The sequence below is a fragment of the Mesorhizobium sp. P2_C7 genome, assembly GCF_056404515.1.
The window spans coordinates 486265-498322 of record NZ_JBFUDW010000001.1 but is presented as its reverse complement, the minus strand read 5'-3'; the positions used below and the strand labels follow the sequence as shown (position 1 = coordinate 498322).

Genomic DNA, 12058 nt, shown 5'->3' with positions numbered 1-12058 from the left:
GAAACCAACCATGGAGACTTCCGATGACTGTACTTTTGCGAAATACCCTTCTCGCCGCCGTCGCGGTGTCGGCGCTGGCCGGATCCGCTTTGGCCGATCAGACCATCCCAGGCTGCGCCAAGACATCGACCAACGACCTATGGGGCGGGCGCTGTTGCAGCAATGGCGACTCGAACTGTCTGGGCGGTGGAAACGGCGGTCGAGGCCACAATGACAATGGCGGGCGGGGAGACAAGGGCGGCGCGACCGGCAAGAAATGATCTCGACACAGCGGACCGCCGGCGGGCAGCTCTTCAGGCAAAAGCGGACGCGCGTATGAAACTCGCGCCTCCGGCCTCGCTACGGCTGCCGGCCCAGTGCCGCGCGGATCGAGGCGGTGATGCTGCGCAGTTCCGCCTCGTCGAGTCTCTCGATGTTCTCGGCCAAGAGGTTGGCAAGCTCGGTGGCTGCGGGACTGAGGCCCGACGTGTCGAGCTTCACGCGCGGATGCGAGGCTTCGGCCAGCCGCGCCAGTTCCTCGGCATCGTCCCAGATGACGTTGAAATAGCCGATGATCTTCTGGATCAGCGTCCAGGTCGGCGCGCCGCGCCTGCCATGCTCCAGCGCCGACAGATAGGCGGCGCTGACGCCGATCGCCGCCGCCATGTCCTTCTGGCTGACACCACGCTCGCTTCTGAGCGTCCGCAGCTTCTCGCCGAAAGGCGTCATGCCCGCATCCTCATGCGCGGTGCCGCCGCAGCCGGATATAGAGCGCGCCGGAGCCGCCATGGTTGCGGGCGGCATGGTCGTGGCTGGAAACCAGCGGCCGGAAGGCGGGCGTCGACAGCCAGGCGGGCACGGCGCGCCGCAGCACCCCGTCGCCGCCGGAGGACGAACCCTTGCCTGTGATGACCAGCACGTAGCGAATGCCGCCGGCATGCGCCCGGTGCAGGAACGAGAACAGCAGCGAATAGGCCTCGTCCTGGGTCAGGCCGTGCAGATCGACCCGGCCTTCGATCGGCAGCCGCCCCTTCGACAGCTTGTCCAGCGTCGGTTCGTCCAGTGCGTGCGCGACATGCTGGGTCTTCGGCTTTGCCGCGCCTGCCTGGTTGGCAACGGGCTGGGCCGCTTGCGTCTGCATCGGCTTGGCCTCGGCCGGGATATCGGGGATGTCGACGGCCATCCTGCCCTTGAGCGGTTTGGCCGTGCGCGCCACCAGGTTCCACAGCACCCGGTCGTCCTCGCTGAGCTTGACTTCGCTCGGTCTGGCTGGCCGCCGGGTCATCGATTCGCACCCGGAACAAGCGCACGCGGGATCAGCGCATGAAAATCGGCCGCGTTGCGCACCACGCCGGCGATCTCGCCTGCCGCATCGCCCGAGCCGGCGAACAGGTCGCCGCGCGCCGGCCCGGTGATGGCGGAGCCGGTGTCCTGCGCGATCATCAGGCGCCGGAACGGTTTTGCGTCGAAAGCTGTCAGCGACGGCGCATCGATGTGGAACGGCGTGCCGAATGTGTGCAGCAGGCGGTCGACGGCAATGGAGCGGCCCGGCGTCAGCGGCACCTTGGCGGCGGCGATCGGGCCAAGGGCGGCGTCCTCGACATCGGCCTCTCGGAAGAAGATGTAGGAGCGGTTTTGCCAAAGGATCTCGTCGACGCGGTCCGGGTGCGCCTTGAACCAGGCGCGGATCGACTGCATCGTCACCTTTTCCAGCGGGATCTCGCCAATTTCGCTGAGGATTTTACCGGGCCCTGTGAAGCGTTGGCCGGATTTGGCGGCGTAGGTGACGCGGCGCAGCCGGCCGTTGGTCATGTTCAGTCTGGCCGCCCCCTGCACATGGATGAAGAAGGCATCGACCTTGTCGGCCAGCCAGGCGATTTCCAGACCCTTGCCGTCAAGCGCGCCACGCTCGATGGCGCCGCGGTCGGGATATTCGACCGGTCCATGCGGCGTGTGGCGGGCAAAGGCGAGGTAGGGGTCCATGCTGGGCGGCCGATTGGCCTCGTCGATATCGACGAGATCGGCCGGGCGCGACAGCAGCGGCACGCAAAACCGCTCCGTTCGCACCGGCGATGCCTCGACTTGCGGTTCGTAGAAGCCGGTGACGAGACCGGAGCCGCCATTCTCGGCGCGGATATTCATCGGGATGAAATGACGCTCGAAAAAGTCGCGGGCCTGCGACCGATTCGCCGGCGAAACGATGCGGGCCTCGGCGTAGGGTTCGGCAAAGGCGTTGAAGTCGACACCAAGCGAACCGCTGCGATAGGGCTTGATCAGGACATGGAAAGCGGAACGGCGAAAGGCCGCGAAGGCAGAGAGATGGTCGTCCTCATCCCAGCCGGGCAAGGCGCCGAAGGATTTCCCGACAAAAAGAGGCGATAGCGACACCGGAGCCTCGCCACTTCTACCGGATTCAGTCTTCTTCCTCGGTGGCGACGAGCTTCCAGTTCGGATCGCGTGAGCGCGTGTCGCGGGCGAAGGTCCAGACGTCCTTGACCTCGGCGACGGTTTCCGGGTCGCCGTCGATGACGGCGCCGGCCTTGTCGCGGGTCGCCGAAATCAGCTCGCTGATGATACGCAGCGTGACATGCGCCTCGCCACCCTTCATCTCGGCCGAGACGATGTCGGCTTTGTCGATGCCGACGAAGGAGGACTGGATCTTTTCCGATTTGGCCTCGCGCTCGCCGATGGCGGCGACAAAGCCATCATAAACCTCGCGCGACAACAGGTTCTTCAGCGTTTTGCGGTCACCGTCGGCATAGGCCATGACGATCATCTCGTAAGCCATCTTGGCGCCGTCGACGAAGCTCTTCGGCTCGAAGGACGGATCGTTGTCCTTGATCGTGCGCAATCCCTTGTTGAGGTCGGTGTCGGGCTTGGCGAAGGCGTCGATCGCCGCATAAGTCTCGGCCGCAGGCTCGCCCGGCAAGCGCTTGCGCGGCAACGAGACGACGTTTTCAGGTTTCTGCGCGGCATCCTTGTCGCCGCTGCGGGCGGCCGTGTAGGGGTCGAACGGCGGCCGTTCGCTGCCGGTGCGTCGGCCCAGCACATTGCGCAGCTGGAAAAAGATGACCACTGCCGCAATCAGGAAGAAAATCGTGCCGAAGTCGAAGAATCCCATATCTTCCGCCAATCAATCCCTGCCTTGTAGCCGGACCGCCGGCCCCGAGGGGTACGGTCTCATAGCGTTCAACATCCAAAGCATATAGAACGCAAGGCGCAATCATTCAAATCAAAGGCAGGCATACCTATCTAACAGGCCCAGTGCCAGCGGCGATTGATCGCCAACGGCCAAAACGATCGAAAAGGGTTGGCAAGACTTGCGCATTTCGTTCTTTCCCCTTTTTGTCCTGGCGCTGCCGCTGCTGGAAATCGCCGGCTTCGTGGTTGTCGGACGCCAGGTGGGCGCCCTGGCGACGGTCGGCCTGGTGCTGGCATCGAGCATCGCCGGTGCGCTGCTGCTCCGGCACCAGGGTTTCAGCGTCATGACGCGGATCCGGGCCGAAATGGACGCCGGCCGCGATCCGAGCCGCCAGCTCGCGCATGGCGCGATGATCGTGCTAGCGGCGATCCTCTTGATCATACCCGGCTTCATCACCGACATCATCGGCCTGCTGCTGTTCCTGCCGCCGGTCCGCGATCTCGCCTGGCGGGCGTTGAAGGGCCGCGTCGTGCTGGCCACCAATTTCAGCACCGGCGGGTTCCACGGCCGGCAGCGCGACAAGACCATCGACCTCGACGATGGCGATTATTCGCGCAGCGACGACTATGCGCGCGGACCGGACCACAACTCTCCCTGGCGCCGCCTCAAGGACGAATAGGCCTGAGCAAGGCGACGTGCGTTTGAAGCGCACCTGAAATTTTGCTTTGATGCATGTCGTCGTCCCAAAACCGCTGCGCACTTTTGGGCGACATGCATAAGGTGGCAAACCTTGTCTTGTCATGCCGACCATGGTAGCGAACGCCCGATTTCAATTCGGTCAGCGATGCTGCCCAGGCAAGAGGACAAAGGCTTATGGCAAGCAAAGATGACGCGGCGCCCGGCGCAGCCAACGGAAACGGCAATGCGGCACAGCCGTCGCTCAACGTCCTGGCGCAGTATGTGAAGGATCTGTCGTTCGAAAGCCCCGGCGCGCCGAACTCGCTGCGCGGCCGCGACAAGGCGCCCGGCATCGCCATCAACGTCAACGTCAACGCCAACCCGCTCTCCGACAAGCAGTTCGACGTCAATTTGACGCTGAACGCCAAGGCCTCCTTCGACCAGGAAGTGCTGTTCAATGTCGAGCTGATCTATGGCGGTGTGTTCGCGATCAGCGGCTTCCCGCAGGAACACATGCTGCCGATCCTGTTCATCGAATGCCCGCGCCTGCTGTTCCCCTTCGCCCGGCAGATCATCGCCGAAGCGACGCGCAACGGCGGTTTCCCTCCGCTGATGCTCGACCCGATCGATTTCGCGCAGATGTTCCAGCAGAAACTGGCGGAAGACCAGGCCGCGTCCAACGTCAAGGTGAGCTGAGGCTTACTGTTGCGGTAGCGTTTGAAAGCCCGGCCTTGCGCCGGGCTTTTTTGTTTGGAGATGCCGGCGGATCGCTTACGGAACGACCTTAGTTCCCAAGAACCTTCAACCACAGCGCCTTTTCGCCGAGTGTGACGACCATGCCTGCGTGCGCGGCGCGCTCGGCTTCGGTCAGGCGCGGCGCCAAGGGGGCCGGGCGCTGGCTGATGGTGATTTCAATCTGGCGGACATTCTCGTTACCCCCAGCCGGCGCGGTGGCGCTGTCGAGGATGAGGGCAGCCTGCTTGCCGCCGATCAGCTCGATATAGACTTCGGCCAGCAGTTCGGAATCGAGCAAGGCGCCGTGCTTGGTGCGCCTTGTGTTGTCGATGCCGTAGCGCCGGCAGAGCGCGTCGAGCGAATTGGGGCCCATCGGGTGCTTGCGGCGCGCCAGCGCCAGCGTGTCGACGACACGGCCATTGTCGATGACCGGGTGGCCCAGCCGGCCGAATTCAACATTGAGGAAACCGACGTCGAACGTGGCGTTGTGGGCGACCAGCTTGGCGCCGTCGATGAAGGCCAGCCACTCCTCGGCAATCTCGGCAAAGGTCGGCTTGCCCGCGAGGTCCGCGGCGCTGATGCCGTGGACCGCCTGCGCTTCGGCGTGGATCGGCCGCCCTTGAGGGTTGATGTAGTGGTGGAAGGTCTTGCCGGTCGGGAAGCGGTTGACCAGCTCGATGCCGCCCAGCTCGATAACGCGGTCGTCACGCGAATCGAGGCCGGTGGTTTCCGTGTCGAAGATGATCTCACGCATCGAATCAGTCACTCCAGGCGAGCAGAATCATAAGACGGGAACAAAATGGCAATGGGCAATGCTGACGGCCTGGCGTCAGGAGATGGCATTCCTTGACTTATCCCCGGTCAGATCCGCAACGATGGCTTTGACCGCCGCGCGGGCGGCGTCCATCCCTTGTCCGGTGTCGATGATGAAATCGGCCTGACGACGCTTATCCGCATCCGGCACCTGCTTGGCCAGGATCGATGCCAGTTTTTCCTCAGTCATGCCCGGTCGCGCCAGCACGCGCTGGCGCTGCACTTCGGCCGCGGCGGTGACGACGACGACCTTGTCGACGCGGTTGCGGCCGCCGGTTTCGAACAGCAGCGGAATGTCGAGCACCGCAAGCGGCGCACCGTCGGCCCGGTTGCGCGCCAGGAAGGCATCGGCATCGGCGCGCACCAGCGGGTGGATAATGGACTCCAGCCGCCTCAGCGCGCTGGCGTCGCCAAGCACGCGTTCGCCCAGCTTTGTGCGATCGACCACGCCGGCGTCCGTGGTGCCGGGAAAGGCCGCTTCGACCAAGGGCGCGGCCTTGCCGGCATAGAGGCGATGCACCGCCTCGTCGGAATCATGAACCGGGACGCCGGCCTCGGCAAACATCCTGGCCGTTGTCGACTTGCCCATGCCGATCGAGCCGGTGAGACCGAGCACGATCATGGTTTCGGCACCAGGTCGGCGACGATGAGCGCGCGCAATTCGGCCGTAACCTGCGGCCTGACGCCGAACCAGCGCTCGAAGCCGGGCACGGCCTGGTTGAGCAGCATGCCGAGACCGTCGACGGCCTTCAGCCTCCTTGCGCGGGCCGCGGCAAGCAGCGGCGTCTCCAGCGGCACATAGACGATGTCGTTGACGATGGCGTGGCCCGGCAGCAAGGCGGGATCGGCGGCAAGGGTCTCATTGCCGTGCATGCCGAGCGCCGTGGTGTTGACCAGCAGACCGGCATCGGCAAGCAGTTCGCCGGTCGCCGCCATGCCGTGCGCGGTAACGCCGGCGCCGAAGCGATCGCGCAATTCCTGCGCCCGGGCCAGCGTGCGGTTGACGATGCGGATGTCGGCGACACCGCGTTGCTTCAGCGCATGGATGATGGCGCGCGACGCGCCGCCGGCGCCAAGCACGACAGCCGGGCCGTTGCTTGCCCAGCCCGGCGCATTATCGTCGAGATTGGCGGCAAAGCCGTGACCGTCGGTGTTGCCGCCCCACAGGATGCCGTCCTCGAACCACAGCGTGTTGACAGCGCCGATCTCTTCGGCCGCCTCGTCTCGCCGGTCGACCAGCGCGAAGGCCGCCTCCTTGTGTGGAATGGTGACATTGCCGCCGCGATAACCGTTCGCCTGCAGCGTCGCCAAGAATTGAGCAAAGTCCTCCGGCGCCACGTCGATGGCTTGGTAGCTGCCGACGATGCCATGTTGGGCGAGCCAGTGGCCGTGGATCTTCGGCGAGCGCGAGTGCTTGATCGGATGGCCGGTGACGAAAGCTTTTTTGGTCGCCTCAGCCATCGATCGCTCCAAGGGCACGAAGTTCGGCCAGCAACGGGAGCAGCGGCAGGCCGACAATGGTGAAATGGTCGCCCTCGATCTTCTCGAAGAGCTCGATGCCTTCGCCCTCGACCTGGTAGGCGCCGACGCTGGCCAGTGCCTTGGCGCCGACACGAGCCAGATGGCGGCCGATGAAGGCAGGGTCGAGCTTGCGCATGGTCATGCTGGCGATGCCGACATGCCGCCACAGCACCTGACCATCGCGGACCAGCACGGCGGCGCTGTTGAGCTGATGGGTCTTGCCCGACAGCGCCAGCAGGTGACGGCGCGCGCCCTCCATGTCGGCCGGCTTGTGGAACACTTCGTCGCCGAGCGACAGCGTCTGGTCGCAGCCGAGCACCAGTGCACCACGCCGGCGCCCGCTGACCTCGGTCGCCTTGGCCTCGGCCAGCACCAGGGCGACATCCTCGGGCGAGACACCGCTGTCCTGCAAGGGCGCCTCGAGCGCCCGCTCGTCGACATCGGCCGCAACCGCCTCGACATCGACGCCGGCATTGACGAGCATCGCCTTGCGGAACGGACTGCTAGAGGCGAGGATGATTTTTTCGGTCATTTTGCACTCGGGCGCAGGCACAGGCGCGGTTGGAGTATGAGCAGCTCTAGTCGGTAAAGTGGCGCTGCCCCTCATTGTCCTGCCGGACATTTCTCCCCGTATAGTGACGGGGAGAAAGGGGCACCTTCAGCGCCGGCGCTGTTTCCAGCACCGCTGGCGATTGGCGAAATTATCGATGGCAGCGCCCCTCTCCTCGTCACTATACGGGGAGGGGATGCCGGCAGGCAGGTGAGGGGCAGCACCGACTTTCGGCTAGATTTCGCCTGGAGAAGACTCGGAAAACTCACTTTTCGCTCATTTATCTCGACTTGCCGCGCAGGGCAACGATCGCCGCTGCCGTTTCTTCGATCGAGCGACGGCTGACATCGATCATCGGCCAGCCATGGCGCGTGCAGATCTGGCGGGCGTAGGCGAGCTCCTCGGTGATGGCGGCGCGGTCGACATAGTCGCTCGCTTCGTAAGTGCTGCTGTTGCCGAGGATGCGGTTTTGCCGGACATGCGAGATGCGCTCGGCGGTGGCGATCAGCCCGACGATCAGCGGGGTCTTGGCGTTGACCAGGCTCTCCGGCACCGGCACGCCGAGCACGATCGGGATATTGGCGGTCTTGATGCCGCGGTTGGCGAGATAGATGCTCGTCGGCGTCTTCGACGTGCGCGAGATGCCGATCAGCACGATGTCGGCATCGTCCATATTGGCCGGCAGCTGGCCGTCATCATGCTCCATGGTGAAATTGAGCGCGTCGATGCGGCGGAAATATTCAGCGTCGAGAACATGCTGGGCGCCGACGCGGCGGCCGGCCGGCGTGCCGAGATAGGACTGGAACACGGTCAGCACCGGCTCCAGCACCGACACGCAGGGCAGCCCCATGGTCGCGCAGCGCTCGTCAATGCCGCGCGCCAGCTTCTGGTCGACGACCGTATAGAGGATGATGCCCGGTTCCTCCTCGATGTCCTCGAACACTTTGGCCACCTGCTTTTCGGTGCGGATGAGCGGGTAGATATGCTCGATGGCCCGCGCGTCCTTGTATTGCGCCGAAGCCGCCCGACCGGCGGCGAGCAGCGTTTCGCCGGTCGCGTCGGAAATTAGATGCAGGTGGAAGAAGCTCTGGGGTTTGTTCACAAGGGGTCACTCCAGGCTGTGGGCGGCTGTGGATAAAGCGGGATGGAAAGACGGGCCGGTCACGGGTGACTGTATCAGATGGCAGTTTGTCCACAATTCGTCGCACTGTCAGCTTCGCCGGACGGCTGGGGACAAGTTTGGGGACGGCGTCTTTTGTCTCTCGCCTGTCCACAGGGACGGCTTTTCCCTGCGGTTCCTAACGCCTTGACTCCAGTCATGGATTCCGGACTTTCCCCAGAACCCTACAGTCTGGAGAGGCGAGCGCGCGACAATATGCTGGCTGGTGTTTTTGCGGGCAAAGCGGGACAGGTGACAACCACCACAACCAACAGACTCTTAGAATCAGAAGAATCTTAGATATAAGAATCTTTGATTATAGAGAGGCTTGGAGAAGCGAGCGCTCGATGCCCCAGAACCGGATCATGCTGGACGTCCTGAAGGGCAAGACGGTGTTTCCGCCTCCCCTCTGGATGATGCGTCAGGCCGGGCGTTATCTGCCGGAATATCGCGAGACACGCCGGCGGGCCGGTTCGTTCCTCGACCTTTGCTACGATCCCGACCTTGCCGTCGAAGTGACCTTGCAGCCGATCGAGCGCTTCGGCTTCGATGCCTCGATCCTGTTCTCGGATATCCTCGTCGTTCCGCACGCGCTTGGCCGGGACGTACGCTTCGAAGAGGGGCGCGGCCCGCTGCTGACGCCGATCACGGCGCCAGAGATTGCGGCTCTGGAAAGCAAAACGTTTCACGTGAATCTCGAACCGGTCTACGAGACGGTCCGCCGGCTGCGGGCAAAACTGCCCGATGAGACAACGCTGATCGGCTTCTGCGGCGCGCCTTGGACGGTGGCGACCTATATGATTGCCGGCCATGGCACGCCCGACCAGGGGCCGGCGCGGCTGTTTGCCTATCGCGAGCCGGAAGCCTTTCAACATTTGCTGAAAGTGCTTGCCGATCATTCGGCCGCCTATCTTATCCGCCAGATCGAGGCCGGTGCGGATGTGGTGCAGATCTTCGATTCCTGGTCGGGCGTTCTCGATGATGCATCCTTCGATCTGTTCTGCGTTCAGCCGGTGGCCGAGATCGTTGGCCGGGTCCGGGCGGTTCATCCCGATGTTCCAATCATTGGTTTTCCCAAGGGGGCCGGTGCGCGGTACCGAACCTATCGCCAGAAGACCGGAGTAACGGCCCTGGGGATCGACTGGACGGTGCCCCTGGTGGCGGCGAAGGATTTGCAGCGCTTGGGTGCGGTCCAAGGCAATCTCGATCCCTTGCGGCTCGTTGCTGGCGGCAAAGCCCTATCCGATGGTGTCGAGGCCATCCTTAAAACGCTGGGCGACGGGCCGCTGATTTTCAACCTCGGTCACGGCATCACGCCGGAGACGCCGATAGCGCATGTCGAGACAATGGTGAAACTGGTGAGGAGCGCGACCCGCTGATGACTCATTCAAACAGCACTGGCAGCACCAACAGCACCGGCCAGGCAATGATGCGGATGGTGATCGGCATTGCTGTGCTGGTCGTTCTCACGGCACTTTTGTTTTTCGTCGCGCCCGACAGCTTCTATCTATGGGCGAAAGCGATCCACATCCTTGCCGTCATCTCCTGGATGGCGGGTATGCTTTATCTGCCGCGGCTGCTGGTCTATCACGTGGATGCCGAGAAGGGCTCGGTGCAGTCGGAGACCTTCAAGGTGATGGAGCGCCGCCTGCTGCGCGGCATCATCAATCCGGCAATGATCGCCACCTGGGTTTTCGGTCTGTGGCTCGCCTGGAAAGGCTTTGGTTTCCACGGTGGCTGGCTGCACGCCAAGATCGGTGCCGTGCTTCTATTGTCCGCCGTTCATGGCTACCTGGCCGGCGCGGTGCGCAAATTTGCCGAGGACGGCAACGAAAAACCGGCCCGGCACTGGCGGATGATCAACGAGATCCCCACATTACTGATGATCGCAATCGTGATCCTGGTTGTCGTCAAGCCGTTTTAGCTCTTACCAGGGCACATAAAACGCAGCTTGCTCTTTCACCCAAGCGACGATAAAAGACGGGTCTTCCTTCCCGTCATGCGCCGCCCTTTATTGCTTTCGGCCGCGCCCGGCATTTGTCGCATCCCGCCGATATATTTTCCCCAAAGCAGATTCAGAGTCCGTCTATGCAAGAAATGAAACTCGCAGAGTTCAAGAACAAGAAGCCACCAGAGCTGATCGCTTATGCCGAATCGCTCGAGGTCGAGAACGCCAGCGTCATGCGCAAGCAGGAGCTGATGTTCGCTATCCTGAAGAAACTGGCCGCCCAGGAGATCGAGATCATCGGTGACGGTGTTGTCGAGGTGCTGCAGGACGGTTTCGGTTTCCTGCGCTCCGCCAATGCCAACTATCTGCCCGGTCCCGACGACATCTACATCTCGCCCTCGCAGATCCGCCGCTTTTCGCTGAAGACTGGCGATACGGTCGAAGGGCCGATCCGCAGCCCGAAAGAGGGCGAACGCTATTTCGCCCTGCTCAAGGTCAACACCATCAATTTCGACGATCCCGAAAAGATCCGTCACAAGATCCACTTCGACAATCTGACGCCGCTCTATCCGACCAAGCGGCTGAAGATGGAGATCGACAATTCGACCAGCAAGGACATCTCGCCGCGCGTGATCGACCTGGTGGCGCCAATCGGCAAGGGACAGCGCGCGTTGATCAACGCGCAGCCGCGTACCGGCAAGACGGTTCTGATGCAGAATATCGCCCACTCGATTACTGCCAACCATCCGGAATGCTATCTGATCGTCCTACTGATCGACGAGCGACCGGAGGAAGTCACCGACATGCAGCGCTCGGTGAAGGGCGAGGTTATCTCCTCGACCTTCGACGAGCCGGCGGTGCGTCACGTCCAGGTCGCCGAAATGGTAATCGAGAAAGCCAAGCGCCTGGTCGAGCATGGCCGCGACGTCGTGATCCTGCTCGATTCGATTACCCGCCTCGGCCGTGCCTACAACACTGTTGTGCCGTCATCCGGCAAGGTGCTGACCGGCGGTGTCGACGCCAATGCCTTGCAGCGGCCGAAGCGCTTCTTCGGCGCCGCCCGAAACATCGAGGAAGGCGGCTCGCTGACCATCATCGCGACTGCGCTCATCGACACCGGCAGCCGCATGGACGAAGTCATCTTCGAAGAGTTCAAGGGCACCGGCAACTGCGAAATCCAGCTCGACCGCAAGGTTGCCGACAAGCGCATCTATCCGGCCATGGACATCTTGAAGTCCGGCACCCGCAAGGAGGACCTTCTGGTCTCCAAGCAGGACCTGCAGAAGATCTTCGTGCTGCGCCGCATCCTGGCGCCGATGGGGACCACGGACGCTATCGAGTTCCTGATCGACAAGCTCAAGCAGACCAAGACCAACGCGGATTTCTTCGATTCGATGAACACGTAACGGTCTCATCGAAGCCTTCCGGCCTATGCATCAAACCCCATTCCGGCAAAACCGGGATGGGGTTTTTCATTGTCCGGGATCAGGTCGCATTCCCGATACGGCGTGGCCGTTGGTGGCTGCGGACCCC

General features: G+C 63.0%; 15 protein-coding genes. 6 read left to right on the top strand and 9 right to left on the bottom strand.

Annotated features, from left to right (window positions below):
• Positions 1-23: 23 nt before the first annotated feature.
• Complete coding sequence (locus AC1D2G_RS02390; protein WP_477411743.1) at positions 24-260, top strand: hypothetical protein; 237 nt, start codon at positions 24-26, stop codon at positions 258-260.
• A gap of 79 nt (positions 261-339) precedes the next feature.
• Here AC1D2G_RS02390 and AC1D2G_RS02385 read toward each other — a convergent pair whose 3' ends face one another.
• From AC1D2G_RS02385 to AC1D2G_RS02370, 4 genes are read right to left on the bottom strand one after another with little or no spacing between them, the layout of a single operon-like run.
• A complete protein-coding gene (locus AC1D2G_RS02385; RefSeq protein WP_477411742.1) occupies positions 340-708 on the bottom strand; it encodes a helix-turn-helix domain-containing protein in 369 nt (122 codons plus the stop codon).
• A 10-nt stretch (positions 709-718) separates the two neighbouring features.
• Entirely contained in the window at positions 719-1264 is a 546-nt protein-coding gene (locus AC1D2G_RS02380) for a Smr/MutS family protein (protein ID WP_477411741.1), read from the bottom strand.
• The gene (gene mltA, locus AC1D2G_RS02375; protein WP_477411740.1) at positions 1261-2367 is read right to left on the bottom strand and encodes a murein transglycosylase A; all 1107 of its coding nucleotides are present in this window, start codon (positions 2365-2367) and stop codon (positions 1261-1263) included. Before mltA ends, AC1D2G_RS02380 begins: the two co-directional genes overlap by 4 nt.
• Positions 2368-2392: 25 nt before the next feature.
• The gene (locus AC1D2G_RS02370) at positions 2393-3100 is read right to left on the bottom strand and encodes a Tim44/TimA family putative adaptor protein (protein ID WP_184872745.1); all 708 of its coding nucleotides are present in this window, start codon (positions 3098-3100) and stop codon (positions 2393-2395) included.
• Positions 3101-3299: 199 nt separating this feature from the next.
• On the opposite strand from AC1D2G_RS02370, the gene AC1D2G_RS02365 reads away from it, so the two are divergent.
• Both AC1D2G_RS02365 and secB read left to right on the top strand, forming a co-directional pair.
• Entirely contained in the window at positions 3300-3800 is a 501-nt protein-coding gene (locus tag AC1D2G_RS02365) for an FxsA family protein (RefSeq protein ID WP_477411739.1), read from the top strand.
• A 194-nt stretch (positions 3801-3994) separates the two neighbouring features.
• On the top strand, positions 3995-4495 hold the full coding sequence (secB, locus tag AC1D2G_RS02360; protein WP_095083878.1) for a protein-export chaperone SecB: 501 nt from the start codon (positions 3995-3997) through the stop codon (positions 4493-4495).
• 88 nt (positions 4496-4583) lie between these two features.
• Here secB and dnaQ read toward each other — a convergent pair whose 3' ends face one another.
• From dnaQ to AC1D2G_RS02335, 5 genes are all read right to left on the bottom strand, one after another.
• On the bottom strand, positions 4584-5288 hold the full coding sequence (dnaQ, locus tag AC1D2G_RS02355; protein ID WP_457152995.1) for a DNA polymerase III subunit epsilon: 705 nt from the start codon (positions 5286-5288) through the stop codon (positions 4584-4586).
• A gap of 75 nt (positions 5289-5363) precedes the next feature.
• A complete protein-coding gene (gene coaE / locus AC1D2G_RS02350) occupies positions 5364-5969 on the bottom strand; it encodes a dephospho-CoA kinase (protein WP_457152996.1) in 606 nt (201 codons plus the stop codon).
• On the bottom strand, positions 5966-6808 hold the full coding sequence (locus tag AC1D2G_RS02345) for a shikimate dehydrogenase (protein ID WP_477411738.1): 843 nt from the start codon (positions 6806-6808) through the stop codon (positions 5966-5968). The genes coaE and AC1D2G_RS02345 overlap by 4 nt, the downstream gene beginning before the upstream one ends.
• On the bottom strand, positions 6801-7400 hold the full coding sequence (locus AC1D2G_RS02340; protein WP_477411737.1) for a Maf-like protein: 600 nt from the start codon (positions 7398-7400) through the stop codon (positions 6801-6803). The genes AC1D2G_RS02345 and AC1D2G_RS02340 overlap by 8 nt, the downstream gene beginning before the upstream one ends.
• Before the next feature lie 298 nt (positions 7401-7698).
• The gene (locus tag AC1D2G_RS02335; protein WP_095083883.1) at positions 7699-8520 is read right to left on the bottom strand and encodes a pyruvate, water dikinase regulatory protein; all 822 of its coding nucleotides are present in this window, start codon (positions 8518-8520) and stop codon (positions 7699-7701) included.
• Positions 8521-8924: 404 nt separating this feature from the next.
• Here AC1D2G_RS02335 and hemE point away from each other — a divergent pair, with 404 nt between their 5' ends.
• From hemE to rho, 3 genes are all read left to right on the top strand, one after another.
• Positions 8925-9956, top strand: a complete 1032-nt coding sequence (gene hemE / locus AC1D2G_RS02330; protein ID WP_477305517.1) for a uroporphyrinogen decarboxylase — start codon at positions 8925-8927, stop codon at positions 9954-9956.
• The gene (hemJ, locus tag AC1D2G_RS02325; protein ID WP_477411736.1) at positions 9956-10501 is read left to right on the top strand and encodes a protoporphyrinogen oxidase HemJ; all 546 of its coding nucleotides are present in this window, start codon (positions 9956-9958) and stop codon (positions 10499-10501) included. The genes hemE and hemJ overlap by 1 nt, the downstream gene beginning before the upstream one ends.
• 164 nt (positions 10502-10665) lie before the next feature.
• Entirely contained in the window at positions 10666-11931 is a 1266-nt protein-coding gene (gene rho, locus AC1D2G_RS02320; protein WP_095083886.1) for a transcription termination factor Rho, read from the top strand.
• Positions 11932-12058 lie beyond the last annotated feature (127 nt).

Bases quoted from the DNA above. Each gene is read 5' to 3' on its own strand.
- AC1D2G_RS02390 (WP_477411743.1), top strand. From the start codon at position 24: ATGACTGTACTTTTGCGAAATACCCTTCTCGCCGCCGTCGCGGTGTCG.
- AC1D2G_RS02385 (WP_477411742.1), bottom strand. From the start codon at position 708: ATGACGCCTTTCGGCGAGAAGCTGCGGACGCTCAGAAGCGAGCGTGGT.
- AC1D2G_RS02380 (WP_477411741.1), bottom strand. From the start codon at position 1,264: ATGACCCGGCGGCCAGCCAGACCGAGCGAAGTCAAGCTCAGCGAGGAC.
- AC1D2G_RS02370 (WP_184872745.1), bottom strand. From the start codon at position 3,100: ATGGGATTCTTCGACTTCGGCACGATTTTCTTCCTGATTGCGGCAGTG.
- secB (WP_095083878.1), top strand. From the start codon at position 3,995: ATGGCAAGCAAAGATGACGCGGCGCCCGGCGCAGCCAACGGAAACGGC.
- dnaQ (WP_457152995.1), bottom strand. From the start codon at position 5,288: ATGCGTGAGATCATCTTCGACACGGAAACCACCGGCCTCGATTCGCGT.
- coaE (WP_457152996.1), bottom strand. From the start codon at position 5,969: ATGATCGTGCTCGGTCTCACCGGCTCGATCGGCATGGGCAAGTCGACA.
- AC1D2G_RS02345 (WP_477411738.1), bottom strand. From the start codon at position 6,808: ATGGCTGAGGCGACCAAAAAAGCTTTCGTCACCGGCCATCCGATCAAG.
- AC1D2G_RS02340 (WP_477411737.1), bottom strand. From the start codon at position 7,400: ATGACCGAAAAAATCATCCTCGCCTCTAGCAGTCCGTTCCGCAAGGCG.
- hemE (WP_477305517.1), top strand. From the start codon at position 8,925: ATGCCCCAGAACCGGATCATGCTGGACGTCCTGAAGGGCAAGACGGTG.
- hemJ (WP_477411736.1), top strand. From the start codon at position 9,956: ATGACTCATTCAAACAGCACTGGCAGCACCAACAGCACCGGCCAGGCA.
- rho (WP_095083886.1), top strand. From the start codon at position 10,666: ATGCAAGAAATGAAACTCGCAGAGTTCAAGAACAAGAAGCCACCAGAG.